The sequence below is a fragment of the Marivita sp. genome, assembly GCF_017643905.1.
Classification (GTDB): Bacteria; Pseudomonadota; Alphaproteobacteria; order Rhodobacterales; family Rhodobacteraceae; genus Marivita.
Genome location: NZ_JAEPMO010000066.1, coordinates 1 through 24695, shown reverse-complemented (window position 1 = coordinate 24695; position 24695 = coordinate 1). Strand labels below are relative to the sequence as shown.

Annotated in this window: 29 protein-coding genes, 1 tRNA gene and 2 pseudogenes; 12 read left to right on the top strand and 20 right to left on the bottom strand. The window is 60.1% G+C overall.

Features of this window, described 5'->3' with window-relative positions; all coding sequences use genetic code 11:
- Positions 1–231, top strand: a pseudogene (locus JJ869_RS11945) (molybdopterin biosynthesis protein); the annotation flags it as partial.
- 51 nt (positions 232–282) lie between these two features.
- On the opposite strand, the gene infC reads toward JJ869_RS11945, so the two are convergent.
- Both infC and JJ869_RS11935 read right to left on the bottom strand, forming a co-directional pair.
- A complete protein-coding gene (infC, locus tag JJ869_RS11940) occupies positions 283–828 on the bottom strand; it encodes a translation initiation factor IF-3 (protein ID WP_366510452.1) in 546 nt (181 codons plus the stop codon).
- Positions 829–850: 22 nt separating this feature from the next.
- The gene (locus JJ869_RS11935) at positions 851–1003 is read right to left on the bottom strand and encodes a hypothetical protein (RefSeq protein WP_292267445.1); all 153 of its coding nucleotides are present in this window, start codon (positions 1001–1003) and stop codon (positions 851–853) included.
- Between the two features lie 18 nt (positions 1004–1021).
- Between JJ869_RS11935 and JJ869_RS11930 the strand changes: the two genes are divergently transcribed.
- A complete protein-coding gene (locus JJ869_RS11930; RefSeq protein WP_292267443.1) occupies positions 1022–1822 on the top strand; it encodes a translation initiation factor 3 in 801 nt (266 codons plus the stop codon).
- 92 nt (positions 1823–1914) lie between these two features.
- Here the strand turns inward: JJ869_RS11930 and JJ869_RS11925 are convergent, their stop codons facing one another.
- The 6 genes and pseudogenes from JJ869_RS11925 to cobA all read right to left on the bottom strand — a co-directional run.
- Positions 1915–2772 carry a ferredoxin--NADP reductase gene (locus JJ869_RS11925; protein ID WP_292267442.1) on the bottom strand — a complete coding sequence of 286 codons (858 nt, stop codon included), beginning with the start codon at positions 2770–2772 and terminating at the stop codon, positions 1915–1917.
- A gap of 117 nt (positions 2773–2889) precedes the next feature.
- Positions 2890–3285, bottom strand: a complete 396-nt coding sequence (locus tag JJ869_RS11920) for a DUF934 domain-containing protein (protein WP_292267441.1) — start codon at positions 3283–3285, stop codon at positions 2890–2892.
- Entirely contained in the window at positions 3282–4052 is a 771-nt protein-coding gene (locus JJ869_RS11915) for a phosphoadenylyl-sulfate reductase (protein ID WP_292267440.1), read from the bottom strand. The genes JJ869_RS11920 and JJ869_RS11915 overlap by 4 nt, the downstream gene beginning before the upstream one ends.
- The gene (locus JJ869_RS11910) at positions 4052–5725 is read right to left on the bottom strand and encodes a nitrite/sulfite reductase (protein ID WP_292267438.1); all 1674 of its coding nucleotides are present in this window, start codon (positions 5723–5725) and stop codon (positions 4052–4054) included. The genes JJ869_RS11915 and JJ869_RS11910 overlap by 1 nt, the downstream gene beginning before the upstream one ends.
- Positions 5725–6027, bottom strand: coding sequence for a DUF2849 domain-containing protein (locus JJ869_RS11905; protein ID WP_292267436.1), 303 nt, complete (start codon positions 6025–6027; stop codon positions 5725–5727). Before JJ869_RS11905 ends, JJ869_RS11910 begins: the two co-directional genes overlap by 1 nt.
- Positions 6027–6761 (bottom strand): annotated as a pseudogene (cobA, locus tag JJ869_RS11900) (uroporphyrinogen-III C-methyltransferase); the annotation flags it as partial. The gene JJ869_RS11905 and the pseudogene cobA, both read right to left, overlap by 1 nt.
- 192 nt (positions 6762–6953) lie before the next feature.
- Between cobA and JJ869_RS11895 the strand changes: the two are divergent.
- Positions 6954–7409, top strand: a complete 456-nt coding sequence (locus JJ869_RS11895) for an Lrp/AsnC family transcriptional regulator (RefSeq protein WP_292267434.1) — start codon at positions 6954–6956, stop codon at positions 7407–7409.
- A gap of 137 nt (positions 7410–7546) precedes the next feature.
- Here the strand turns inward: JJ869_RS11895 and JJ869_RS11890 are convergent, their stop codons facing one another.
- Complete coding sequence (locus JJ869_RS11890) at positions 7547–8716, bottom strand: cytochrome P450 (protein WP_292267432.1); 1170 nt, start codon at positions 8714–8716, stop codon at positions 7547–7549.
- A gap of 14 nt (positions 8717–8730) precedes the next feature.
- A complete protein-coding gene (gene tpiA, locus JJ869_RS11885; RefSeq protein ID WP_292267431.1) occupies positions 8731–9468 on the bottom strand; it encodes a triose-phosphate isomerase in 738 nt (245 codons plus the stop codon).
- A 126-nt stretch (positions 9469–9594) separates the two neighbouring features.
- Here tpiA and JJ869_RS11880 point away from each other — a divergent pair, with 126 nt between their 5' ends.
- A complete protein-coding gene (locus JJ869_RS11880; protein ID WP_292267430.1) occupies positions 9595–10506 on the top strand; it encodes a 2-oxoglutarate and iron-dependent oxygenase domain-containing protein in 912 nt (303 codons plus the stop codon).
- A gap of 3 nt (positions 10507–10509) precedes the next feature.
- On the opposite strand, the gene JJ869_RS11875 is transcribed toward JJ869_RS11880, so the two are convergent.
- The 9 genes from JJ869_RS11875 to rimK all read right to left on the bottom strand — a co-directional run bounded on the left by JJ869_RS11875 (position 10510) and on the right by rimK (position 16832).
- Positions 10510–11145: a LysE family translocator gene (locus JJ869_RS11875; protein ID WP_292267428.1), complete on the bottom strand. Its 636-nt coding sequence runs from the start codon at positions 11143–11145 to the stop codon at positions 10510–10512.
- 171 nt (positions 11146–11316) lie between these two features.
- A complete protein-coding gene (locus tag JJ869_RS11870) occupies positions 11317–11715 on the bottom strand; it encodes an iron-sulfur cluster assembly accessory protein (protein ID WP_292267427.1) in 399 nt (132 codons plus the stop codon).
- Positions 11716–11746: 31 nt separating this feature from the next.
- Positions 11747–12481 carry a DUF3307 domain-containing protein gene (locus tag JJ869_RS11865; RefSeq protein WP_292267425.1) on the bottom strand — a complete coding sequence of 245 codons (735 nt, stop codon included), beginning with the start codon at positions 12479–12481 and terminating at the stop codon, positions 11747–11749.
- Between the two features lie 49 nt (positions 12482–12530).
- A complete protein-coding gene (locus JJ869_RS11860) occupies positions 12531–13154 on the bottom strand; it encodes a MarR family transcriptional regulator (RefSeq protein ID WP_292267423.1) in 624 nt (207 codons plus the stop codon).
- 58 nt (positions 13155–13212) lie between these two features.
- The gene (locus tag JJ869_RS11855; protein WP_292267422.1) at positions 13213–13539 is read right to left on the bottom strand and encodes a TfoX/Sxy family protein; all 327 of its coding nucleotides are present in this window, start codon (positions 13537–13539) and stop codon (positions 13213–13215) included.
- 3 nt (positions 13540–13542) lie between these two features.
- Complete coding sequence (locus JJ869_RS11850; protein WP_292267420.1) at positions 13543–13905, bottom strand: SUF system Fe-S cluster assembly protein; 363 nt, start codon at positions 13903–13905, stop codon at positions 13543–13545.
- Positions 13906–14059: 154 nt separating this feature from the next.
- On the bottom strand, positions 14060–14755 hold the full coding sequence (locus JJ869_RS11845; RefSeq protein WP_292267418.1) for a methyl-accepting chemotaxis protein: 696 nt from the start codon (positions 14753–14755) through the stop codon (positions 14060–14062).
- A 10-nt stretch (positions 14756–14765) separates the two neighbouring features.
- Positions 14766–15206 (bottom strand): globin domain-containing protein, encoded by a 441-nt coding sequence (locus tag JJ869_RS11840; RefSeq protein WP_292267416.1) that lies wholly within the window; start codon positions 15204–15206, stop codon positions 14766–14768.
- Positions 15207–15389: 183 nt separating this feature from the next.
- The gene (gene rimK / locus JJ869_RS11835) at positions 15390–16832 is read right to left on the bottom strand and encodes a 30S ribosomal protein S6--L-glutamate ligase (RefSeq protein WP_292267415.1); all 1443 of its coding nucleotides are present in this window, start codon (positions 16830–16832) and stop codon (positions 15390–15392) included.
- A 71-nt stretch (positions 16833–16903) separates the two neighbouring features.
- Here rimK and tgt point away from each other — a divergent pair, with 71 nt between their 5' ends.
- The 8 genes from tgt to JJ869_RS11795 all read left to right on the top strand — a co-directional run bounded on the left by tgt (position 16904) and on the right by JJ869_RS11795 (position 23367).
- Positions 16904–18034 (top strand): tRNA guanosine(34) transglycosylase Tgt, encoded by a 1131-nt coding sequence (tgt, locus tag JJ869_RS11830; protein ID WP_292267413.1) that lies wholly within the window; start codon positions 16904–16906, stop codon positions 18032–18034.
- Between the two features lie 73 nt (positions 18035–18107).
- Positions 18108–18536 carry a rhodanese-like domain-containing protein gene (locus tag JJ869_RS11825; protein WP_292267412.1) on the top strand — a complete coding sequence of 143 codons (429 nt, stop codon included), beginning with the start codon at positions 18108–18110 and terminating at the stop codon, positions 18534–18536.
- Between the two features lie 76 nt (positions 18537–18612).
- The gene (locus JJ869_RS11820; protein WP_292267411.1) at positions 18613–19164 is read left to right on the top strand and encodes a hypothetical protein; all 552 of its coding nucleotides are present in this window, start codon (positions 18613–18615) and stop codon (positions 19162–19164) included.
- A gap of 113 nt (positions 19165–19277) precedes the next feature.
- A complete protein-coding gene (locus JJ869_RS11815) occupies positions 19278–19433 on the top strand; it encodes a hypothetical protein (protein ID WP_292267410.1) in 156 nt (51 codons plus the stop codon).
- A 223-nt stretch (positions 19434–19656) separates the two neighbouring features.
- On the top strand, positions 19657–22062 hold the full coding sequence (lon, locus tag JJ869_RS11810; protein ID WP_292267409.1) for an endopeptidase La: 2406 nt from the start codon (positions 19657–19659) through the stop codon (positions 22060–22062).
- Between the two features lie 190 nt (positions 22063–22252).
- Positions 22253–22642, top strand: a complete 390-nt coding sequence (locus JJ869_RS11805; protein WP_292267408.1) for an HU family DNA-binding protein — start codon at positions 22253–22255, stop codon at positions 22640–22642.
- A 19-nt stretch (positions 22643–22661) separates the two neighbouring features.
- Positions 22662–22736: transfer RNA gene (locus JJ869_RS11800), tRNA-Val, on the top strand.
- A 49-nt stretch (positions 22737–22785) separates the two neighbouring features.
- Positions 22786–23367, top strand: coding sequence for a histidine phosphatase family protein (locus tag JJ869_RS11795; protein ID WP_292267407.1), 582 nt, complete (start codon positions 22786–22788; stop codon positions 23365–23367).
- Between the two features lie 341 nt (positions 23368–23708).
- Here the strand turns inward: JJ869_RS11795 and JJ869_RS11790 are convergent, their stop codons facing one another.
- On the bottom strand, positions 23709–24593 hold the full coding sequence (locus tag JJ869_RS11790; RefSeq protein WP_292267406.1) for a LysR family transcriptional regulator: 885 nt from the start codon (positions 24591–24593) through the stop codon (positions 23709–23711).
- Positions 24594–24695: the final 102 nt, after the last annotated feature.

The following is a 24695-nucleotide window of genomic DNA, read 5'->3' as shown; positions in this document are numbered from 1 at the left end:
TACGGGATGCCGGTGGATCCCGGTAGCCTGCTCTTCTGGGGGCATCTGGGAGACGTGCCGGTGATCGGACTGCCGGGATGCGCCCGGTCGCCTGCGTTGAATGGTGCAGACTGGGTGTTGGAGCGTCTGCTGTGTGACGTTCCTGTCCGCCCGCAGGACATTATGGGAATGGGGGTTGGTGGACTGCTTAAAGAGCCGCCATCGCGGCCCGCCCCGCGCGAGACGGCATAGAAAAAGCGACCCGAAGGTCGCTTTCAAAAATTGCCAAATAATGGATCGCGATTATTTCGGAAGCGGACCGATCATCATGACCATCTGGCGGCCTTCCATCTTCGGCATGTTCTCGACCTTGCCATGCTCTTTCGAGTCCTCGGCCACACGTTCCAACAGCTCGCGCCCAAGGTTCTGGTGCGCCATCTCGCGTCCGCGGAACCGCAGGGTGACCTTCACCTTGTCGCCATTTTCAAGGAACTTGAACACACTCCGCATTTTCACGTCGTAATCGTTCTTGTCCGTGTTCGGGCGGAACTTGACCTCTTTGATCTCGATGATCTTCTGCTTCTTGCGCGCCTCGGATTCCCGCTTCTGCTGTTCGTATTTGAACTTGCCGAAATCCATGATCTTGACGACCGGTGGTGTCGCGTTTGGCGAAATCTCGACAAGATCAAGCCCGGCTTCTTCAGCGAGCTGCATGCCACGTTCAGGCGTGACAACGCCGATGTTTTCTCCGTCCGCGCCGATCAGGCGGATTTCCGGGGACCGGATGCGTTCGTTGATGCGGGGGCCGGTCTCGCGCGTGGGGGGCGCGTTGTGAGGTCTGCGGGCTATGGTGTCGCTCCTTTGGTGCAGTTCAAATCAGGGCTGCAAAGTAGTCGTCATGCCGTTGGCTTTCAAGCGGCTTTTCGGCGGAACTGAGCCGAGCGCCAAGGGTTTCCCCCTTGTAGGCCTGCAGGGCGAGGCGCACATGCATGCGTTGCGAGGCTGCAGCGCAGCAAAAATTCATCAGGGGGTTTTTAAACCAATGAAAAATCTGATCATTCTGGCAGTCGCCGTGGCAGTCGGCATTGGGGCGTGGGTGTTCACGCAATCCGGAACCACGCCGCAAACCGTCGAGACCGAGGGTGACGCCGTAACAGACACCGCAGAAACGATGGCGGAGACCGCCGAAAGTGCCGCGACTGAGGCCGCAGAGGACGTGACGACAACGGTCGAAGAGACGCAGAATGCTGTCGAGGAAACCGCTGGCGACGCTGTCACAGCCCTGGAGGACGCGGTGAACGAGGCGGCAGAGGCCATCGACAGCGTCGCGGCTGAAGCGACCGAAGCGGCCAGCGACGTGGTCGAACAGGCAGAAACGGTCGTCAATGACGCCGTCACCGCGATCAACGAGGCCGCGAATGATGCGGCAACCGCGCTGGACACGGCGATGGACACAGCCACCGGCGAGGCGGACAGCGCGGCAGATGTGGCGACGGACGCTGCCGATGCTGCGGTCGACGGAGTAACAGAGGCCGCTGATGGCGTTGCGGATACCGCAACCGAGGCAACTGATTTGGCTTCTGAGGCAACCAATGATGCCGTTCAGGCGACAGAGGACAGTGCAGCAGCCGTTGCTGATACTACCGCCGAAGCGGACACTGACATCGCAGAGGCGCTGACAGTCAATGGGTTCGATTACGATCAGGTGATCGCCTATATCGACCAGTCCGATCTGTCCGTGCTGATCAAGACCTCGACCAAAGCCGCGCTGGAACAGGCGCGGGACAACCCTGAGCAATTGCAGGCGCTGCTTGCCACGTTGAGGGAGCAGCTTGGCCTGTAAGGCGCATCAAAAAAACAAAGAGAAAGCCGCGCGGGTAACCCCCTGCGCGGCTTTATTTTTAGTGTATTATGGATTGTTCTTGATGTGACGCATCAATCAAGAAACGCTTTTTCCACCACATAGGTTTGGGGGTCGGAATTGGCGCCTTCCTTAAGCCCGTAGCCTTCGAGCATGTCCTTGATTTCAAGGTTGAAGGCAAGGTTGCCACAAACCATGGCGCGGTCGGTGTCCGGGCTGATGACGGGCACACCCAGATCTTCAAAGCATTCTCCCGTGCGCATCAGGTCGGTGATGCGGCCCATCTTGGGGCTCTCTTCGCGGGTTGTGGTCGGGTAGTAGCGCAGCTTGTCGGCAAAGCCTTCGCCGATCAGTTCCGCCAGCAATTCGTCGCTGCGGACCGTGTCGATCAGTTCCTTGCCGTATTGCAGCTCGCCCACTTCGCGGCAGGTGTGGGTCAGGATGACCTCGTCGTAATCCTCATAGGTCTGCGGGTCCCGCAAAAGCGAAGCAAAGGGGGCGATGCCGGTGCCGGTGGCGAAAAGCCAGAGCCGTTTGCCCGGCAGCAGCGCGTCATGCACCAGCGTGCCGACGGGTTTCGGGCGTAGGATGATCTGATCGCCCGGCTGGATGTGTTGAAGGCGGCTGGTGAGCGGGCCGTCCGGTACCTTGATCGAGTAGAACTCCAGTTCCTCGTCCCAGGACGGCGACGCGATGGAATAGGCGCGCAGAAGCGGCTTTTCGCGACCGGATTTTTCATCCGTCTGCATCAGGCCGATCATCACAAATTCGCCCGAGCGGAACCGCAAGGACGCGGGACGTGTGACCCGGAAGGAAAACAGTCGGTCTGTCCAGTGTTTGACCTCAGTTACGGTCTGCGCGTCGGGAATGGCAAGGGTCTTGGCGGGCGCTTTGGTGGCTGTGGCTTCGGTCACGGGTGTCAACTCTGTCATGTTTTCCTTACCGGTCGGTGTAAACCGATCCCTTAAATCTATCTTTGATTTACATCAGACGAAACCCGCCCTTGGTCGCAAGGACCGGGCGGGTGGTCTTTCGGTCGCAGTTTGGGCTCAGGCAGCGAGGCCGCGCAGACGCGACTGATAGTCATGGGCCCGCCAATCGGCGCGGGCCAGCCATTGGGCTTCGGGCTGTCGTGCGGCGAGGTCATCGCTGATTTCCACATCATCAAAGCCAGAGCGGCGGGCCATCGCGTATTGATCTGCGATCACATGACCTTGTGCGCGCAGCCAGCCCTTGTAACCCTGCTGGCGGATCAGTCGCGCGAGGGTAAAGCCGCGCCCGTCCGAAAAGCTGGGAAATTCGATGCGGACCAGTTCCTTGCCGATCAGCAGGCATTTGAGCCGCGCGGGATCGGTGTCGGAGGGCAGGTCGATGCGCGCCTCGGGGTCAATCCAGCGCGTCGGGTCGTCTGTCAGAAAGCCGCTGTCGTTGATGAGAACGGTCATGATGTGGCTCCTTTCGGGGCGGGCCGGTGCAGGCCGCATTCGGTTTTTTCACTGTTACGCCAACGGCCTGCACGGGGATCTTCGCCATTTGACACGCGGGTGGTGCAGGGGGCGCAGCCGATGGATGGGTAGCCCTTGGCCACAAGCGGGTGGCGAGGCAGGTTGTGCGTGTCGAGATGCGCCGCAATCCGCGCCGGTTTCCAGTCGATCAGCGGGTTGATCTTGATCCGTGCAGTCCCTTCATCGAGGTCAAAGTAGTGCAAGCCCTGACGGGTCTGTGCCTGATGCCGTTTGCGCCCGGTGATCCAGGCGTCATAGCCCTGAAGCGCGTCATCGAGCGGCTGGGTCTTGCGCAGGTCGCAGCAGGCGTCGGGATTGCTGAAGCGCAGGGCACCGTACGGATCGACCGCCTCAACCGTACGTTTGGAGGCGCGGATCACCTGCACGTTGGTCAGCCCCAGATGATCGGCCAGATCTTGCTGGTAGGTCAGGGTTTCCTCAAAGAGCAGCGCGGTGTCGATGAAGAGCACCGGCAGGTCGCGGTCGATCTGCGCGATCAGGTGCAGAAGGACAGCCGAGTCCGCGCCGAAGCTCGACACCATTGCAACCCGGTCGAAGATGCCGCGCGTCAGCACCGCCTCCAGCAGATAGGAGGTGCCGAAATGGCGATAGCGCGCGTTCAGATCGGCGATGCGATCCTGTGCCGCCATCCGCGCGTCAAGCGGAACCCCGCTTGCCTCGCGGTTGTTCTGAGTCAGGTCAAGCATCACGCGGCTTTCTGTTTCTTGTCGCTTTCGCCATAGAGCGCAGTCTTGAACGGGGTCATGCCAACCCGACGGAACGTGTCGATGAACGTCTCCTCGGCGCTGTCGCGTTCCGACAGGTAGGTGTCCACGATCCGTTCGATGGCGGGCACGATCTCGTCCGCCGAAAAACCGGGGCCGGTGCGCTGACCGATGGCGGCGGTTTCGGTGTGATCGCCGCCCAGCGTGATCTGGTAATTCTCCACCCCTGCACGGTCGAGGCCGAGGATGCCGATATGGCCGACATGGTGATGTCCGCAGGCGTTGATACAGCCCGAGATCTTGATCTTCAGGTCACCCACCTCGTGTTCCAGCTTGAGCTGATCGAAACGGGTCGCGATTTCCTGCGCGATGGGGATCGACCGGGCTGTGGCGAGCGCGCAGTAGTCCATACCGGGGCAGGCGATGATGTCGCTGATCTTGCCGATATTAGCGGTGGCCAGCCCTGCATCTTTCAGCGCTGCGTGGATCGCGGGCAGGTCGGCCTTGTGCACATGCGGCAGCACGACGTTCTGTTCGTGGCTGATGCGCAATTCGTCATGTCCGTAACGTTCTGCCAGATCGGCCATCACGCGCATCTGGTCGGCGGTGGCGTCACCCGGTGTCGCGCCATGCGCCTTGAGGCTGATCTGCGCAATGGCGTGGCCCGGCGCGCGGTGGGCGCTGAGATTGGTGTCGGCCCAGGAGCGGAACACCGGGTCATTCGCGTAAGCCAGATCGAACGGGCCGGTGTCGCGGTCTGCGAACGCGGGCGGCGCGAAATCCGCTTTGATCTGTGCAAAAAGCTGCTGGTCCACACCGGTGAACGCGGGGCGCAGCAAGGCAAACCGCTCTTCGACGCGCGCGCGGATGTCGTCGATGCCATGCTCGTGCACGGTGATCTTGATGCGGCTCTTGTACTTGTTGTCGCGACGACCCAGCAGGTTCCAGACACTGACCACCGCTTCGAGATAGGGCAGTAGGTCCGCTTCGGGCAGGAAGTCACGGACAACCTTGCCGATCATCGGGGTGCGGCCAAGGCCACCGCCCACGATGACTTCGAACCCCGGCTCGCCCGCATCATTGCGGACCATGCGCAGGCCGATGTCGTGGGCCTTTGTCACGGCGCGATCATTCGGTGATCCCGTTACAGCGATCTTGAATTTGCGCGGCAGGAACTGGAACTCCGGGTGGTCGGTGGACCACTGGCGGATCAGCTCGGCCACCGGACGGGGATCGGCAATCTCGTCCGCAGCAGCGCCGGCGAAATGGTCGGCGGTCACGTTGCGGATCGTGTTGCCGGAGGTCTGGATCGCGTGCATCTGCACTTCGGCCAGCGCGTCGAGCATATCCGGTACGTCACGCAGCGTGGGCCAGTTGAACTGGATGTTCTGGCGCGTGGTGAAGTGGCCATAGCCCTTGTCCCACCGTTCGGCGATATAGGCAAGCTGCCGCATCTGGGCGCTCGACAGCGTGCCATAGGGGATCGCCACGCGCAGCATGTAGGCGTGCAGTTGCAGGTAGAGCCCGTTCATCAGGCGCAGCGGCTTGAATTCGTCTTCGGTGAGCGAACCGTCGATGCGGCGTTCCACCTGTGCGCGGAATTGGGCGTTGCGCTCGGCCACGAAGGTGGCGTCGAAATCGGTATAGCGGTACATCAGAGAGCCTCGGACTGTTTGCCGTGGGGATAGTTGGACGGGCCGCGCATGCGGAACGCCTCGCGGAAATGGGTGGGCTTTGGGCCGGATTTGCCAGGGCTGACGTCGGCCAGATAGACGCCGACCACCTCGGACGTGCGGGCGCTGGCGTCGATCAGGCGGATTTGCGCATCGGCCTCGTCGGTCAGAACATCCGCATCCTTTAGGTTGCGGGTCCATGTGTCGTCCTGGGTCAGGTACACCACATCGCCTTCGAGCAACGCGTTGGCGGTGATGACTTTTGGCGTGAAGATCGCAGGCATCAGATCATCTCCTGAATGTGGGGCAGGGCCGTTTCAACCGCATCGCGCGGGGCCAAACCGTACATGAGAAGCGCAGGGCCGGTGATGTCGGCCTCAGCCAGAATGGCGGGCAGAGTTGCCAGAGTGGCGCTGACAATGCGCTGGTCTGCGCGGCTTGCGTTTTCAACGATCGTGACCGGCGTGGACGGTGTTGCCCCATGCATGAGCAGGCGGCCCTGGATGAACCGCGCGGCTTTCTTGGCCATGTAGATCGCCGCGACCTCACCCTCGCGGGCCAGTGCACGCCAGTCGTGATCGGCATAGCCCTGCATGTCATGCCCGGTGATCAGGCGCACGGCGGTGTTGCGCCCGCGCTTGGTCAGCGATTGGCCAAGGGCGGCAACAGCGGCAGAGGCCGAGGTGAGGCCGGGCACGATGGTGTAGTCGAGACCCGCCGCGATCACCGCATCCAGTTCTTCGTCCAGACGACCAAAGACGGTGGGATCGCCAGCCTTGAGCCGCACGACACGCGCGCCGGTCAGGGCTTCTTCCACGATCATCGCGTTGATGTCGACTTGCGTGACCGACGGGCCGAACCCTTCCTTGCCTGCATTGCGCAAACGGGTCTGAGGGCCGACAAGCGCGAGGATTTCGGCGGTGACCAGACGGTCATGGATCACCACGTCGGCCTCCTGCAGCGCGCGCAGAGCCTTGACCGTCAACAGATCGGGATCGCCGGGGCCCGTGCCGACAAAGGCGACGGGCTGGAGCATGGTCATGTGCAGGTCGCGTGGCATCGGGTCGTCCTCTTCACCGCGTTTCTTGTGTCTAAAATAGAATTTTGTTCCGGTATTTTTCCAGACCCTTGCGGAAATAAGGAAATCTGTTCTATCAGGAGGGTGCGTAAGGACAGGTGGTCCTTGAAACCCGAAGAAAGCAGAACAGTGATGAAGATCGACGACACGGACCGGAAAATTCTTGTCGAGTTGCAAACGGATGCGGCGCAGTCGCTGGACGATATTGCCCGCAAGGTGGGGTCATCGAAGACGCCGGTCTGGAACCGGATTCGCAAGATGAAGGAGGCCGGGATCATCGGCGCGCAGGTGGTGCAGCTTGATGCCGATGCGTTGGGATTCGAGGCGTGTTTCTTTGTCCTGATCCGCACCAGCGAACATGACGCGGCCTGGCAGCGCGCGTTTCTGAAGGCGCTGCAGGACCGCCCCGAAGTGCAGGAGGCGCACCGGCTGGCGGGGGATATCGACTATATCCTCAAGGTGCGTGTGAAGAACGCGCGGGCTTATGACGCGTTCTATCAGGCGCTGATCGCGGAGGTGAAGGTGCACAACGTGACGGCGCTTTTGTCGATGGAAGAGATCAAGTCGACCACGGCACTACCGCTTTAAGGGCGCCTCTGTCGAGCCTTGTGCAAGCTGCAGCCTCGTGTCCGCGTATTTGGAAAAAGAAGAAGCAGGGGTTGTGCGCTGTCCCCTGCTTCTTCTTTTCATAAATATGCAAGAGCAAGAGAAACATTTGTCGCGCGTCAGGAGGTCTGAACCATCAGGCGCTCCAACCCATGGAAATGGTAAGTGTTGGCGTAGATTGATGGTTCCGCGATGCGCAGATTTGGGCAGCGGTCCCAAAGGATCGGCAGGGCGATTTGCAGCTCCAGCCGGGCCAGCGGCGCGCCGACGCAGAAATGCAACCCGCCGCCAAAGCTGGTGTTCTGTGTCACGGGGCGGGTTGGGTCGAAGCGATGGGCGTCGGGCCATTGGACGGGATCGCGATTGGCCGAAGCGAGCAGCAGCGCCACCTGATCGCCGCGCTGGAAGGTGTGTCCGTAGAGGGTGATGTCTTCGTAAGCATAGCGCGTGAACATGTGCAGGGGCGGGTCGTAGCGGAGAATTTCCTCAACCGTTTTGTCGTCGATCTGGTCGGTGCCGGTTTCGAGCAGGGTCTTGATGCCGTTTCCCAGCGTGTGGACCGTTGCCTCGTGGCCTGCGTTGAGGAGCAGGATGCAGGTGGTGATCAGCTCATCGGTCGAAAGCTTTTCGCCTGCTTCTTCGGCAGTGATCAGGTGGGTGATGAGGTCATCGCGGGGATCATGGCGGCGGGTGTCGATATAGCTGCGCTGGAAGTCGGAGAACTCGGCGGCGGCTTGGGCGGCGGCGTCCTCGGTCGCGCGGGTGCGTCTGGCCTGGTACATGGCGACCATCGCGTTGGACCAGCGCAGGAGTTGCGAAGCCATGTCGTCGGGCACGCCGAGCAGGCGCGCAATGACGATCACCGGGATCGGTTGGCAGAAGGTGGTCAGAATGTCGAAGGGCGATCCCGAAGGAAAAGTATCGATCTTTTCGTGGGTTAGAGCGGTTATTTCAGGTGCCAGCGCCTTGATCCGCCGCGAGGTGAAGGCGCGCAGGACGAGGCCGCGCAGGCGGGTGTGGCGGGGGGGCTCCAGCTCCAGCATCGAATGGGCCTCGACTGCGTAGAACGGGGCGAGGTGATCGGGGATCGCAGGGGCCAGTTCGGGTGGCACTTCGCGGCCAAAGCGTCGGTCGCGCAGGATGGTATGTACAGCCCGGTGGCTGGTGGCGCAGGGCATGGCGTATTCGTCCCACCATGCCAGATCGCCCGCCGCGCGCAGGCGGTCGTAGAACGGATAGGGGTTCTGGACGAAGGCGGGGTCGGTCGGGGATTGGTGGAAGCGGTGCATGCCGATTGGGTCGGTCAGCCGTTCAGAGCGGTGACGATGGGCGCGAAATCGGTGGCCGTGAGGCTGGCCCCGCCGACCAGTGCGCCGTCCACGTCCGCGACGGCAAAGATCTCGGTCGCGTTGGAGGCTTTGACGCTGCCGCCATAGAGCAGGCGGATGGCTTGGGCGGTGTCGGCGCCGAAGCGCTGGATCAGGGTCGAGCGCATGAAGCTGTGCACCTCGGCGATCTGGTCGGTGGTGGGCACCTTGCCGGTGCCGATGGCCCAGACGGGTTCGTAGGCGATGACGGTGTTGTCGCCGGTCACATCGTCCGGCAGGGAGGCGGCAAGCTGGTGGCCCACCACATCGAGGGTTTTTCCGCTTTCGCGTTCGTCGAGAGTTTCGCCGACGCAGACGATGGCAGTCAGGCCCGCCGCCCATGCGGCGAGGGTCTTATAAGCGACGAGCGCATCGGATTCGCCATGATCGGCGCGGCGCTCGGAATGGCCGAGGATCACGTATGTGGCCCCTGCATCCTTGAGCATGGCGGCAGAGACATCGCCCGTGTGGGCGCCGGATGCTGCGGAGTGGCAATCCTGACCGCCGATGGCGATCGAAGCGGCTTTGGCGGCGGCTGAGCCGATCAGAGTGGCGGGTGGGCAGATCAAAACCTCAGCTGTGCCGCCCGCGACGTCCTGTAACGCGTCAAGCTCGGTCAGGGCGGCGGTGGTTCCGTTCATCTTCCAGTTTCCGGCGGCGAGTTTGCGGCGCATGAGGGGCTCCTGCTGGTGATCTTGGTTCAGGGCGCATCATCGCGGGCGAGGCAGCGGCGTCAAGGGCAGTTGCGTGTCTGAAGGTGGGGTGGCACAAGGCCGACCGATAGGGCAGGAGGACGACAGATGATCCCGAGACTGGATGCACAGGCTTTGGTGGCGGGCGATGCCGATGCGCTGGCGCAGATGCGGATCGCCGCCGAAGAGGTGGGGTTTGCCACGGTCTACAACACCAAATTCACCTCGGCCAGGATGCGGTTCGTGCTGGCCGCTTATCGTGCTTTCTTCGCCTTGCCGCACGAGGTCAAGGATCAGGTGAACATGGCGCGCACCGGGTCGAACCGGGGTTGGGGAGCGCCGAAATCCGAGCAGGTCGACCCAAACGCGAACCCCGATTACAAAGAGGTTTTCGATTGCGGCTACACTTTGCAGGACGGGGATATGCGGGTGGCGCTGTCGGTCTATGCGCCGAACCATTGGCCAGACCGGCCTGCCGGGTTCGAGAGGGTGATCCGGGCCTATTACAGCGATGCGCTGGATGTGGCGCGGGGTATCCTGCGCGGGATTGCGATGTCCATTGGGTCGGATGCGGATTTCTTCGAGGACAAGTTTGACTGCCCGATGGCTCTTTTGCGGGGCAATTACTATCCGCCGCGCCCGGACTGGGCCGGGGACAAGGATTTCGGCATCGGCGCGCATACGGATTACGGCTGCCTCACGCTTCTGGCGACGGATGGTCAGCCGGGGCTGGAGGTCCAGCCGCGCGGGCGCAGTGACTGGCTGCCAGTGCAGGCGCCTCCGGGGGAGTTCATCATCAACTTCGGCGAGATGCTCGAGATGTGGACCGAGGGGCGCGTCGTGGCGACGCTGCACCGGGTCAAGGGCGGCGCGGATGAGCGGATTTCGGTGCCGCTCTTCTTCAACCCGAACGTTGAGACCAATGTCGCGCCGCTTGGGTCAGGCAAGCTGATCCGGGCGGGCGATCACCTGACCAAGCGCTATGCCGAGACCTATGTGCACCTGCAGGGAAAAGGGTAGGCGTCAGCGCTGCGTGGTCAGCAAGCGGATGGCCAAGCCTGCAAAGACCACGGCGGCAATGCGGTTGAGAATGATCTGCGCTCTTGGCGACGCGGTCAGCCATTCGCCGAAATAACCTGCGCCCCAAGCGACCGTGCCGAAGACAAGGATGGTCGCGACAATGAACAGAAAGCCCAGGCCCAGCAATTGCGGGGCCAATGGGCCGATGGTCGGATCTGCGAATTGCGGCAGGAAGGCGAGGAAGAAAATCGCGACCTTGGGGTTCGTGATGTTCATCACGATGCCACGGCGATAGAGTTGCGAAAGACTGGGACGGGATCGGTTTTCCGCTGACAGGCTGGACGTTCCCGCCCTGAGGGCCTGCCATGCCAGGTAGAGCAGGTAGGCCGCTCCGAGCAACTTGACGATGTTGAACGCAACCGCAGACGCGGAAAACACGGCGGCAATTCCGAAGGCCACGGCTGTGGTATGGACAAGCAGCCCGGTACAGAGGCCAAGGGTCACGACAAATCCGGCAAGGCGGCCGTAAAGCGCGGATTGCGTCAGGACGAAGATGTTGTCCGGCCCGGGTGCAAAGCCAAGGGCCACCGCTGCTGTGAAGAAAACCAGTAGAACGTCGAGGTCAGGCAAATCGGCCACTCCGGCAATCAGGTTGCAAGACCTTGATTTTGGAACTGGATGCGAGGAGCGTCAATGCGGTTTGGAACGGCATGTCGACTGGAACCGTTACGATCTGGCATTGCAGAGTTCAGGCCGACCCAGGCCATATGCGGTCGTCTGGATCAGCCGTTTTGCGACAGTCCGGGTTGGCTACGCCTTGAGGTTCGGCACACCGCCTGCGTGTTCGGTGGCCAGCTCGTCCACATCCTTGAATTTGATCGACTCCCCGCACCCGCAAGCATCGGCAACGTTCGGGTTATTGAACTGGAAACCGGATTCGAGCAGCGAGGTCTGGTAGTCGATCTCGGTCCCGAAGAGGAACATCTGCGCCATCGGGGCAATCATCACCACTGCGCCGTCCTGTTCGACCACTTCGTCGTTCGGGTCGGGCGTGTCGACGTAATCCATGGTGTATTCCATGCCTGCACAGCCGCCCTTCTTGACGCCGATGCGCAGGCCTGCATGGCCTTTCGACTCCATAAGCTTGCGCACTTGGGCGGCGGCTTTGGGAGTCAGGGTGACGGCTTGTTTTCCGGGGATGCCGAACATGAGAACTCTCGCTTTCGCTATTACGCTTAACCTAGGGGCTTGCGGCTGCGATCTCAAGAAGGGAAAGCGTGGCATATCCGGTGGCCAGCCCCCATCCAAAGGAGACAAGCGTGCCGATGATGACATATTCCCCCGCTTTCTGGCCTTTCGAGGCGGTGTCGAACCGCAGCACGGATTTTGCGGCGATCAGGAAGCCAGTTGCTGTGGCTTCGCCGACGCAGAGGAAGAGAAAGATCAGCCCGCGTTCCAGTTTACCGATCATGCGGCCAGCATTGTCCAGCCCTTCGGCGGTTGGTCCGGCCTCGTCTGCGGCGAATTGGTCGGTATAGGGTTTCATCAACAGACCTACGGCAAAGCCTCCGGCCCAGATCGACACGATCGCGCCACTGAGCAGGATCGCAGGGGCCTGCAGCAGCGCAATGTGGTTTGCCCAGAGACCGGTGGCAAGCGCGTCGGGCACAAGGATCGCCCCTGCCACAAGAGTTGCCATATGGGCCATTTGATCCAGCAGAAAGGCCGGCAGGCTGTCGCGCCATGTTGCCGGCAGGGCCCAGACCTTGATGGCGTCGATGACGAAATGCGCCGCCGCGATCCCAAGCGCTAGCTGCCAGTGCCCCCCGAGCGCGGCGCAGGTCAGGACGAGGACAATCGCGATATGAAGGACGAGAAAAAGAGGTTCTGACTTGCGCCGGATCAGCACGTCGGGCTGCGCCAGAAAATCTGCGATGACATGGGCCAGCAAGAGGGCTGCAAAGACATTGATCATGGGAGCCTCCGCAAGGGTTCGAGCTTGCTTTGCCGGATAGAAAGCCGGTTCACTTGCCAGCCTCCGTTTCCAGGGCGGTCAGCGCATCGGCAATTGCAGGGTACCCCGCGGACCAGAGCGCTTGATTGACCGCCTGTCGCGAAATGCCAAAGGATTTGGCGATGTCTGCGCGGTTCGGGGCGTTGGGAGCAAGAGCCGCTGCAATCGCACGCGCTTGGGCCTGCGTCCAGCCTGAGGCAATGTGATCTGCGAGACGTGTCGCGGCGTGCTGTGCGCCGCCGCTGGCATGAGCAAGCAGTGTCTGGCGCGAGAGTGTGTCCAACAATCGCCCGGAGGCGACGAAGGCCGGGCCATGGGCCGCGTTCAGGTCGCCGCTGGCGGGCAGGGTGCCCGGACCAGTGGCAAGGGCGATGCGCGTGGTGGTCCGGTCGGTATCGCGCCGCAGGCAGGCCTGGATGAAAAGCGCCGCGCGCAGGGCGTAAGCCGGATCGGAGAGCGCCACCTGCCACGCATCGCCACCGCGCCGGGCGAATTGAGAGATCAGATCAGGGGTCCGCCAGCCGGACATCGCATTGGCGGCGGTCTCGATACTGGTCAATGCCGCATCCACATCGGTGGATGTGAGATCGGATGAGGCGACGAGATCGCCGGTTAGAACGCAAAATTGGGTCATGTCGCAAGCTATATCAGTTTCTTTGGGGAAAAGAAACTGAATTTGATTGACGATGCAATCAGGTGTTTTCCGAGAGGGACCGGCGCGCCCAGGCGCAGGCTTCTTCGGGATCGTCCAAGGCCGCGTCAGGCAAAGTCCAGTAGGGCATGCGGGACGGCTTGCCGGATTTGCCCTCATACGACCATTGCTCGCACCCTTCTGCGGCAAGATCGTCGGCCAGTGGACCGCGTGCTTTCAAAAGCAGGGTTTCCTCGGGGCCGATCACCGCAAAAATCACGCCTTCAGAATAAATCCCGAGGCCGCCAAACATCTTGCGTGTTGTGATTGAAGGAAGTCCGCGAAACAGATCCCGGACAAAGGCGATCTGTTCCTCAGACACAGCCATGGGTTACATGAAGCCCAGTTCGAGGCGTGCCTCGTCGGACATCATGTCCATGCCCCACGGGGGTTCCCATGTGAGTTCCACGTCGACCTGTTTGATACCTGCAATCGGCTCGATCGCTTCGGCCACCCAGCCCGGCATTTCGCCTGCCACAGGACAGCCCGGAGCGGTCAGGGTCATGACCACGCGGACTTCGTTTTCGTCATTGATGTCAAGCGTGTAGACAAGTCCGAGGTCATAGATATTGACCGGAATCTCGGGGTCATACACCGAACGGCACGCTTCAACGACCTGATCATACAATGGATGATCGGTGCTGGACGGCGCAATCAGCGGTGTGCCTTCGATCTTGGGGCTGGCATCGTTCATGTCGGTCCTTCCCGTGGGTTCCTGACCAAATATATAGGGAAAGCGGTGAGGGGGGTAAAGAGGCGGAAAGTCTCAGGATCGGGCTTCGGTGATTTTCAGGAACCGGGTAGGCGAGTAAGCTGTGCCGCGATATCTGGCATGTGGCCTGGAAAGATCAGGCCAGCTCATTGCGGTCGTATTGCGCGCGCAGCGACGTGATGACCTTGTTTGCGGACTGACTGAGCCCCCGGATATCCCCGGCGACTGCAGAAAAGCCTCGACCGGCTTCGCCGACGCGAGATGCTTCGATGGACGCGTTGACCGAGATAATCATGATCATGCGACTGATCTTTTCGAGTTCCGAGATCGAGGAACGGATCATCTTTGACTGGCTGCCAGCCTGCGACTCGCGACTTGAGACCACATGATCCAGAGCCGTGTTGACCCCGTCGACGATCCCGTTGAGTGCCGCAAGAAGCGGTGTCGATACGAAGTCTGCAAGTTCCCTGATGCTTTTGGACAGGTGGGCGCTGTCGCCAGAGGCAAGTCGATCCTCGATCAGGCGGCCATTGACGATGAATTTTCCAATGGTCTCGCTTTGTGACGGAGTCACTGCCTCCACATGCTCCAGAATGCGTTTCACGCTGGTCGCCAGTTTGGAGTCCCGTGACCCGGGCAATATATCGACCGCGATCTGTGCGAATTCATTCAGATCCTGCGCCAGCCGTTCCCGCGATGTTTCGCTGGCAGACGCATTGTCGTTTGCCAGCAGCAATGTCACCACAACGCGATGAGACAACATGCGCATCTTACCGCAGCGATTGATCAATGCGCCAAGAATGGCTTCATCGCCATGTGTCGATTCAGACATATCTTTCTGCTCAGTGGGGCTTGGGTGCTTCGTCGACGGGGCTTTGCGCCGCACCTTCGAGCATGGTTGTCGCGATCAGGTTCAAAGCGTCTGTCCAAGCCTTGGCATGATCTTGGGTCCATGACGGACCAACTGCCTCTTCCAGACATGAGACAAGCACGTCTGCAACGACCGCGTAATGCGCCGCTTCGGCACCGTATCCGGCGTGTTTTGCGCCAAGGGCACGCAGCGGTTCGATGAGCGCTTCGATGTTGTCGAGTTTTTGTACCGCGAATTGCAGGGTCGACCCCAACATCTTGGCCTGTGGCGCGATGTCGTCCGCGAACATCCCGCGCACCGATGGCGCTTTGTCGAACAGGGATTGGTAGAAATGAATCACGAGGTCATCGCGGCTTGAAACAGCCGTCGCAAATGAACGTTGGATGAGTTCGACTTGGGGGGCGGTCAGCATGCTTGTTCCTCTTGCGACTGTTACCCCCTCACCAACGGCCGCATCCCGAATTTCTTTATGCCCTTCCGAGCGCCTTCTCCGGAAATGCGCCAATAAAGGAAAGGTTCTTCCATCTTTGGCGTGAATGTCCCGGTCTGCGGCCATGGGTGCTGCAGATAAATCGCGCTTCAATGGAGTCCGTGATCAGCCTGATTTGCCGTGCTTCTTGCGACGCGGCACCGGGGTCGGGCGGACCTTCTCTTCGATTGCGTCATAGAGCAGACCTGCGATGTTCTTTCCGCTGGCGATCTCGATGCCTTCGAGGCCGGGGGAGGAGTTGACCTCGAGCACCTTTGGCCCCGAATGCGAGCGCAGCATGTCGACCCCAGCAAAGCCAAGACCGAAGACACGGGCGGCGCGGACAGCGGTGTCGCGCTCTTCCTTGGTGATGCGGACCTTCTGCGCGGTGCCGCCGCGATGCAGGTTGGAGCGGAAATCCCCTTCGGAGCCAGTGCGTTTCATCGACGCAACCACCTTGCCGTTCACCACCAGACAGCGAATGTCCTCGCCGGCCGCTTCCTTGATGAAGTCCTGCACCAGGAAGTTGGCCTTGAGACCGCGGAAGGCATCGATCACGGATTCGGCGGCTTTCTTGGTTTCGGCCAGTACAACGCCTTTGCCTTGGGTCGACTCCAGAAGTTTGACGATCAGCGGCGCGGTGCCGACAAGCCCGATCAGGTTCGACGTGTCCTTGGGAGAGTTCGCGAACGCGGTGGGGGGCATACCGATGCGGTGCCGCGCCAGAATCTGGTGCGCATGCAATTTGTCACGGCTGGACGTGATGCCGGTGCTGCCATTGACCACGTAGGTGCCGATGGATTCGAACTGTCGGACAATGGCGGTGCCATAGGGCGTGATCGATGCGCCGATGCGCGGGATGACGGCGTCATAGCGGGGCAGTCGTTTGCCGTCGTAATAGACCTCGGGTGCCATCGCGTTGATCGCCATGTAGCAGCGTGTGGTGTCGATCACCTCGACCGAGTGGCCGCGCTTTTCGCCTTCTTCGACCAGACGGGAGGTGGAGTAGTTGGTTTCCCGGCTGAGCACGGCCACGCGCAGGGCACGCTTCGGCGCGATGCTGCGGACGGCGGCTGTGTGATAGACATCGAAATCGAGTTCCGGCTGGTGGAAGCGTTCACTGGGGACGATGTTGACGTGATCCTTGAGCGCCTGACGGCCTAGGAGCATACGGTTGCTCATGGTTCCCCGGTCGGTTAGTGTGATTTCGATGTGCCACGAATATCCATCAACTTTGAGCCGGGACGCGATCACGTAGCGGCTTTCGGTTTCACCATTCGATGACGTCACGTCGCGCCGATCCACGATCGGAGCAGAGCAGGGGATCATCAGGTCACCGCGGCCCGGAATCGGGTACACGGCGAAACGCACCCGCGGTTTGCTGGCCGAGCCGAAGACTTCGATGTCTGCCGCATGAAGCGCCGATGTGCGTGCGCCGGTGTCGACCTTGGCCCTTATCGCGGGCAGTCCAAGCTCTGGCAGGCTGACCCATTCTTCCCACCCAAAGGTCAGCAAGCTGTCTGGCCCCCTGCCGTAATCCGCAGGTGTCTCTGGTAGGGTGTCGGGCATGGGAATCGCGCCTCCTTGGCAATGGGGGTGATTTGGCGCACAAGGGCGCCCTCTGCAAGTAAGGCTCGAACATGACAGTTTCTTCTTCCTTCGCCCTGCACGCCACTGACGGAGCCGCTCGGACCGGGGCCATCACCACGCCGCGCGGGACAATCCGCACACCTGCCTTCATGCCAGTGGGCACGGCGGCGACGGTCAAGGCGATGATGCCGGAGTCGGTGGCCGCTACAGGTGCCGACATCCTGCTGGGCAACACCTATCACCTGATGTTGCGCCCCACGGCAGAGCGGATTGACCGCTTGGGCGGGCTGCACCGGTTCATGAATTGGGACAAGCCGATCCTGACGGATTCCGGCGGCTTTCAGGTGATGAGCCTTGCCGATCTGCGCAAACTGACGGAAAAGGGCGTGACCTTCAAATCCCATATCGACGGGTCCAAGCACGAGCTCACGCCCGAGCGGTCGATGGAGATCCAGCGCCTGCTTGGGTCGGATATCGTGATGTGTTTTGACGAATGCCCTGCATTGCCCGCAGACCGGGACCGGATTGCTGAGTCGATGCGGTTGTCGATGCGCTGGGCGGAACGGTCGAAAGATGCGTTTGGCGACCGTCCGGGGCATATGTTGTTCGGTATTCAGCAGGGTGGGCTGGAGCAAGATTTTCGTGAGGAATCGGCGGAGGCTTTGAAAGCCATTGGGTTCGACGGCTACGCCATCGGTGGTCTGGCTGTGGGCGAGGGGCAGGAGGCGATGTTCGGTTGTCTGGATTTCGCGCCGAGCCAACTGCCCGAAGATCGGCCACGCTACCTGATGGGGGTGGGCAAGCCGGACGACATAGTCGGTGCGGTCAAGCGCGGTGTGGACATGATGGATTGCGTGTTGCCGTCGCGTTCTGGTCGCACAGGGCAGGCCTGGACGCGGCGCGGGCAGATCAACATCAAGAACGCCCGGCATCAGGACGATCCGCGCCCGCTCGACGAAAATTGCACCTGTCCCGCATGCCGGAACTACAGCCGTGCCTATCTGCACCACGTGTTCCGCGCGCAGGAGATGATCTCGGGGATGCTGCTGACATGGCACAACCTGCATTACTATCAGGAACTGATGCAGGGGATGCGCGACGCGATTTCAGCAGGATCGTTTGCTGTATTCGAGGCGCAGTTTCATGCACAGCGCGCCGAAGGTGATATTGAGCCGATCTGAAACCGATTGCGCTAAAACAACTTTTCCCTGCGCCGTTGGGCGTTCTGAAGACGCAGTGTGTTCAGGAGGTATCATGGACGTCGAAAGAACCGAGGCTGGTGACATCCAGAGTTGGACTCCCGATGAAGTGGCTGGGGCGTTTTTCCGGGGGGAGATCGTCCTGATCGACGTGCGGACGCCGCAAGAATACGTTTTCGAGCATATTGCGGGCGCGCTGCTTTTGCCGATGCCCTATTTCAAGTCCCAATACTTGCCTTTTGCGACCGACAAGCAAATCGTGCTGTATTGCGGTGAAGGTCTGCGGTCAGAGCATTGCGCGCGGGTCATGCTGGGCGGCGGGTCGGTTGTTGCGGCGCAACTGGCTGGCGGGTTCCGGGCATGGCGCGAGGCGGACAAGCCCTATGTCGGCACGAACACGATGATCGGGATGCCACAGCGTATGGGCGGCAAGGTGCAGGACCAGCTTGATCTGCCACCACCGCTCATGGAACGTGTCGTTTAAACGTCGCAGCGATTCCGCTTTCACACATATGTCTGCTCGAATATAAACATCACTGAATACGTGATGGAGCGACGCTATGCGGGCAAGATGGGTCTTGATACTGATCGCCGGGCTGTCTGCAACGGCACCGGCGCTGGCACAGATGCACGGACATGGCCACATGCACGAGGCAGATGGCACAGGGCACGACATGGTCGATATGCCCGGTCTTCAGGGCGAAAACGCCACTGCCGAGGAAAGTGCCGAGCTGGCGCTCATGTTCCAGCGGTTTCAGACCCTGAGTCGTGAGGTCGAAAACTTGCCCAATGGCATCCGCACTGTCACACGCTCAAGCGACCCGCAGGTGATGGACGCTTTGGTAAGCCACACGGTCGGAATGATCGACCGTGTGGGGCAAATGAATGATCCCAAGATATTCATTCAAAGCCCGACGCTCGATATTTTCTTTGCTCGCGGTGATCGCATCCAGTCCGAAGTCGATGTGACCGACGAGGGTGTGATCGTCGTTCAGACCTCGGACGACCCAGAGGTGGTGGCAGCGCTGCACACACATGCCGCAGAAGTGACCGCGATGGTCGAGCAGGGGATGCATGCGGTGCACCAGATGATGCAGCGGCCTTCCAACTGAGAGCGTGCGTCCAGGTTGATGAGTGACCCAGGAGCACTTCACGCGGCCCTTGCGACCCAGGGCGGCTTGGGGCAAAGCTGACCAATCGCCCGCATCGGGCACAGGAGACTTACATGGATTACGGAAAAGCCGGCGCCCCCAAATCAGCCAAAGGTGCCCCGAAATTCGACCCTCACAAGACACCAACGAAAGACACCGCGCAGGCCGAGTCAAAGGCCGCGTTGCTGGCGCGGATGAAGGCGGCAGCTGCGAAGAAAGCCTCTGACTGACAGGTTTAGTGGCATCGGTTTTGCAGGTGTGCTGGACGGTCATTGTTAACAGTTGAGCGAAAAGCCTCCTTGCAGGCCCAGAGCATCAGGATATGGTGGTCTTAGCCGGAGCAAGGTTGAAACCTTGGGTGGTAAGACCCACCTTATAGCTCCATGACCGGAGATGGTCAGTGCTGCCGCCGAGCGGGGCCGGTGCCATCTTGCCAATGATAAGGATACGAGCATGCAAGAGCCTCTTAACGCCTCCTACCCGGTGCTTCCGCTGCGGGACATCGTCGTGTTCCCGCATATGATCGTCCCGCTGTTCGTGGGCCGTGACAAATCGGTGCGCGCACTTGAGGAAGTGATGGCGGATGACAAGCAGATCCTGCTTGCCAGCCAGATGGACCCGTCTGAGGATGATCCTCAGACAGATGGAATTTACCGGGCCGGTGTGCTGGCCAATGTGCTGCAACTGCTCAAACTGCCGGACGGCACTGTGAAAGTGCTGGTCGAAGGCCAGACGCGCGTGCGCATCACCGAATACCTTGAGAATGAGAACTTTTTCGAAGCGCGGGCCGAATATCTGACCGAGATGCCGGGCGATCCGGCGGCGATCACGGCGCTTGTGCGCGCTGTGGGCGCAGAGTTTGAGCGCTACGCGAAGGTCAAGAAGAATATCCCCGAAGAGGCGCTGGGCGCTGTGTCTGAAGCGGATGCGCCGGCCAAGCTGGCGGACCTTGTTGCTGGTCACCTCGGGATCGAGGTCAACCAGAAGCAGGAGCTTCTGGAAACGCTGTCCGTGAGCGAGCGCCTTGAAAAGGTCTATGGCCTGATGCAGGGCGAAATGTCCGTGCTGCAGGTCGAGAAAAAGATCAAGACGCGGGTCAAATCCCAGATGGAGCGGACGCAGCGCGAGTACTATTTGAATGAGCAGATGAAGGCCATTCAGAAGGAGCTTGGCGACGGCGAGGATGGTCAGAACGAAGTGGCCGAGCTTGAAGCCAAGGTCGGTGCGACAAAGCTGTCCAAGGAAGCCCGCGAAAAGGCGGATGCCGAGATCAAGAAGCTCAAGAACATGAGCCCGATGAGCGCCGAAGCGACCGTCGTGCGCAACTATCTTGACTGGATGCTGTCGATCCCGTGGGGCGTGAAGTCGCGCGTGAAGATAGATCTGACGAATGCCGAGAAGATCCTCGACGCCGATCACTACGGGCTTGAGAAAGTCAAGGAACGGATCGTCGAATATCTTGCGGTTCAGCAGCGCTCGAAAAAGCTGAAAGGCCCGATCATGTGCCTTGTCGGCCCTCCGGGTGTGGGTAAGACCTCGCTGGGCAAGTCTGTTGCCAAAGCCACGGGACGCGAGTTCATTCGCATCTCGCTGGGAGGCGTGCGGGACGAGTCTGAAATTCGCGGCCACCGCCGGACCTATATCGGCTCCATGCCGGGAAAGATCATTCAGGCGCTGAAAAAGGCGAAGACGACGAACCCGCTCATCCTTCTTGATGAAATCGACAAGATGGGTCAGGACTTCCGGGGCGACCCGGCGTCGGCGATGCTCGAAGTGCTTGATCCTGAACAGAACAGCACCTTCGTGGACCACTATCTCGAGGTGGAATACGACCTGTCGAACGTGATGTTCCTGACCACGGCGAACTCGTACAACATGCCGGGACCGCTTCTGGACCGGATGGAGATCATTCCGCTCGCGGGCTACACCGAAGAGGAAAAGGCCGAGATTGCCAAGCGTCACCTGACGTCGAAGCAGGTCAAGAACCACGGCCTCAAGAAGGGCGAGTTCGAACTGACGGATGAGGCGCTGACCGATGTGATCCGCTACTACACCCGTGAAGCGGGTGTGCGGAACCTTGAGCGTGAGATTTCCAAACTGGCGCGCAAGGCGGTGACAAAGATCGTCAAGAAGGAAGAAGACAAGGTGGTCGTCACATCCGACAACCTCGACGATTTCCTTGGCGTTCGGAAATATCGCTACGGATTGGCGGAAGACGAGAACCAGGTCGGCGTCGTGACGGGTCTGGCCTACACGTCTGTTGGGGGTGACCTTCTGCACATTGAAGCGCTCAAACTGCCGGGCAAAGGTCGCATGAAGACCACCGGGAAACTGGGCGATGTGATGAAGGAATCCATCGACGCGGCAGCCAGCTATGTACGCTCCATTTCACCGCAAATCGGGGTGAAGCCGACGAAGTTCGATCAGATGGACATCCACGTGCACGTGCCCGATGGTGCGACGCCCAAGGATGGCCCGTCTGCCGGTCTGGCCATGGTGACGTCCATCGTTTCTGTGCTTACAGGCATCCCTGTGCGCCGGGACATCGCCATGACTGGCGAGGTGTCACTGCGCGGCAATGCGATGCCGATCGGTGGTCTGAAGGAAAAACTGCTCGCGGCCCTTCGCGGTGGCATCAAGACGGTGCTGATCCCGAAGGAAAACGAAAAGGATCTTGCCGAGTTGCCGGACAATGTGAAGACCGGCCTCGAGATCATTCCGGTGGAGCATGTTTCGGACGTTCTGAGGCTGGCACTGGTGTCCAAACCAGAGCCCATTGAATGGGATGAGGCGGCCGAAGAAGCTGCCGCTCAGGCGATGAGCAAGGACAATGGTGGCGCGTCGGCAATCGCGCACTGATCCGATAAGTTGTATCGACGAACACGCCGTCCCGTTTGGGGCGGCGTTTTTCTTTGTGCGCTCTTGGAAAAGTCGACGGATAGGCTCATTTTGTGGGCGGGAACCATCAAAACACTGGATAAAGTGGGAGTTGTTGGTATTGTGTGACCGCATTCGCCAACAATACCAGAGCAGTTAAAGGAACAAGTCCATGGCGACGACCACGAAGACGAACACACCATCCAAGTCGACCAAAGCAAAAGCAACCGCACCTGCCGCGCAGTCTGCGGAGCCAGAGGTGGTTGTGAACGAAACGCCCAAGATCACAGGGCCCGAACTCAAGAAAAAAGAACTGGTCGACATGATCGTTGCGCGCAGCGGCGTGAAAAAACGCGATGTGAAGCCGGTTGTCGATGCCATGCTTGCCGTTATGGGCGAAACCATTGCCGAAGGCCGCGAGATGAACCTCGCTCCGATGGGCAAGCTGAAGATCACGCGCATGAAAAAGACGACCAAGGCGCATATCATCACCGCACGTCTGCGTCGGACGGAATCTGACGTAACCGATGCGCCTGACCCTCTTGCACAGGCTGCCGAGTGACGGTAAGACGCCTGCCAATGGGTGATTAGCTCAGTGGTAGAGCGCTTCGTTCACATCGAAGATGTCAGGAGTTCGAATCTCTTATCACCCACCATTCCTATTTTTACGGTGATATACGTCTGTAAGCAGTGGGTAGCTCCTCGATGACGGGATATCCTAAAATCTGGTTCCTGCGTCATGGCGAAACCGAATGGAATGCAGAGCGGCGCATTCAGGGTCAACTTGAGTCGCAACTCACCCCACGCGGTATTGGCCATGCCGAGGCTCAGGCGCGTCTGATCGCACCCATTCTTGAAACCGATCCGCCCTGTTTCGTGTCCCCATTGGGGCGCGCGCAGCACACTGCGGAGATCGCGCTTGGGGGCAGGCCTTTCACCACTGATCCGCGTCTTGCCGAAGCCCATGCAGGTGATTGGCAGGGGCGCCTGAGCGATGAGGTGCGTCGGTCCAATCCAGACCTCGTTGACATGGAAACCCCGTCACTCGACCTGTTCATGAGAGCACCGGGCGGCGAGGGGTACCCCGCCTTTCGTGACCGCATTCTGTCGTTCCTGACTGACCTGACTGAACCGTCGGTTGTGGTTGCGCATGGTCTTCTGGGACAAGTGATGCGCGGGTTGGTGATGGGTTTGCCCTATGAGGAGATGAGAGGGCTGACGAACGAGCAGGCCTGCGTTTACGTGCTGGAACAAGGGCGCGAAACCGTGTTGCGCGAAACTGCGTAAAGCACCTCTTGCCAGACACCCGTGACCCGGATAACCCGCAAGGGCCGGGTGATTAGCCCAGCTGGTAGAACGCTTCGTTTACACCGAAGATGTTGGGGATTTCAGTAACTCATAACCCACCATCTCTTTCCATGGCGCGTCTGAACCGAGTCTCTACGGAATGCTGCCTATTCAATATTGAATAGGGCGTTTCCGGCATCTTGTGTTTGTTGCCAATCTTGGGTGGCGTACCAGAGCAGTGCGACGCTCTTCCGAGCGTGGTTTCCCAGTGATCTGAGTAAATCGATATGTAGGAGAGCGTCGCACCTGACCCTATCCAATTTTAACGATGTTACCACGGCCTATTTGGGCACAGTGGGATTGTCCGCCGCCCTTTCGTTCACGAAATCGATAAAGCGGCGTATGCGTTTGACATCCCTTAAGTCCTGATGCGTCAAAACCCAAAGGCTGCGTTGGGTTGGAAAAGGAAGCGCTTCGATCGCTTTGACACCTGGCAGGTTTTGTCCGACGATTTCCGGAAGACGGCCGACGCCCAGCCCCCGTTGCACAAAGGTGGCGCTGGTTTCCAGATTGTCGGTGCGCATCACGATCCGTCCATGCGGAAAGCGTTTCAGGGTTTCGCTTTCAGATGACACGACAACTCCGCTGTGAATTACAAGCGGAACCTGCTTGGCCTGGGTGATTGCTTCGGTTGTGCCGCCAAATTTGGCAAGCAGGTCTTCATGGACGAAAAAGCGTGTACTGAGCTGTGCGATACGATGCCCCCAAAGGCTCGGCTTCGGGTTTTCTTCAGCGCGAAAAACGACGTCGATTTCTCCAGACTGAAAGTCCGCCATCTCATCGGAGACCCTGACGTCCAGAGTGATGTCCGGGTAGGTTTTCTGGAACGCGACAAGCACGTCACCAAGTGAATAGGGGAGAAGCTGAGCAGGTGCGCTGATGCGGATCAGACCAGACATTTCATTGTCGATGCTCCGCAGGGTGTCTTCGAGACCTTGTAGCTGTCTCTCGATGCGTTGCGCATGGTCGGCGACGGACAGCCCGGCCTCTGTCGCAACAAGCTTACCTTGCCGACGCTCAAACAATTTGATGCCAAGCTCTTGTTCGGCCTTGGCCAATTGGCGCGACAATGTGGGTTGGCTTGCCTTCAGGAAACGGGCCGCTTTGACCATGCTGCCTTCGCGATGGATGTTCAAAATGATGCGCAAAGCGCTCCAATCCAGCATGCACTATCCCGTGACGTTCGTGGGCGGTGATGAACCTTGAGCATCTTGTGAGGAACTCCCAACTCTGGTCAATCCTCGACAGAAGGCCGCTAGATAAAAGTG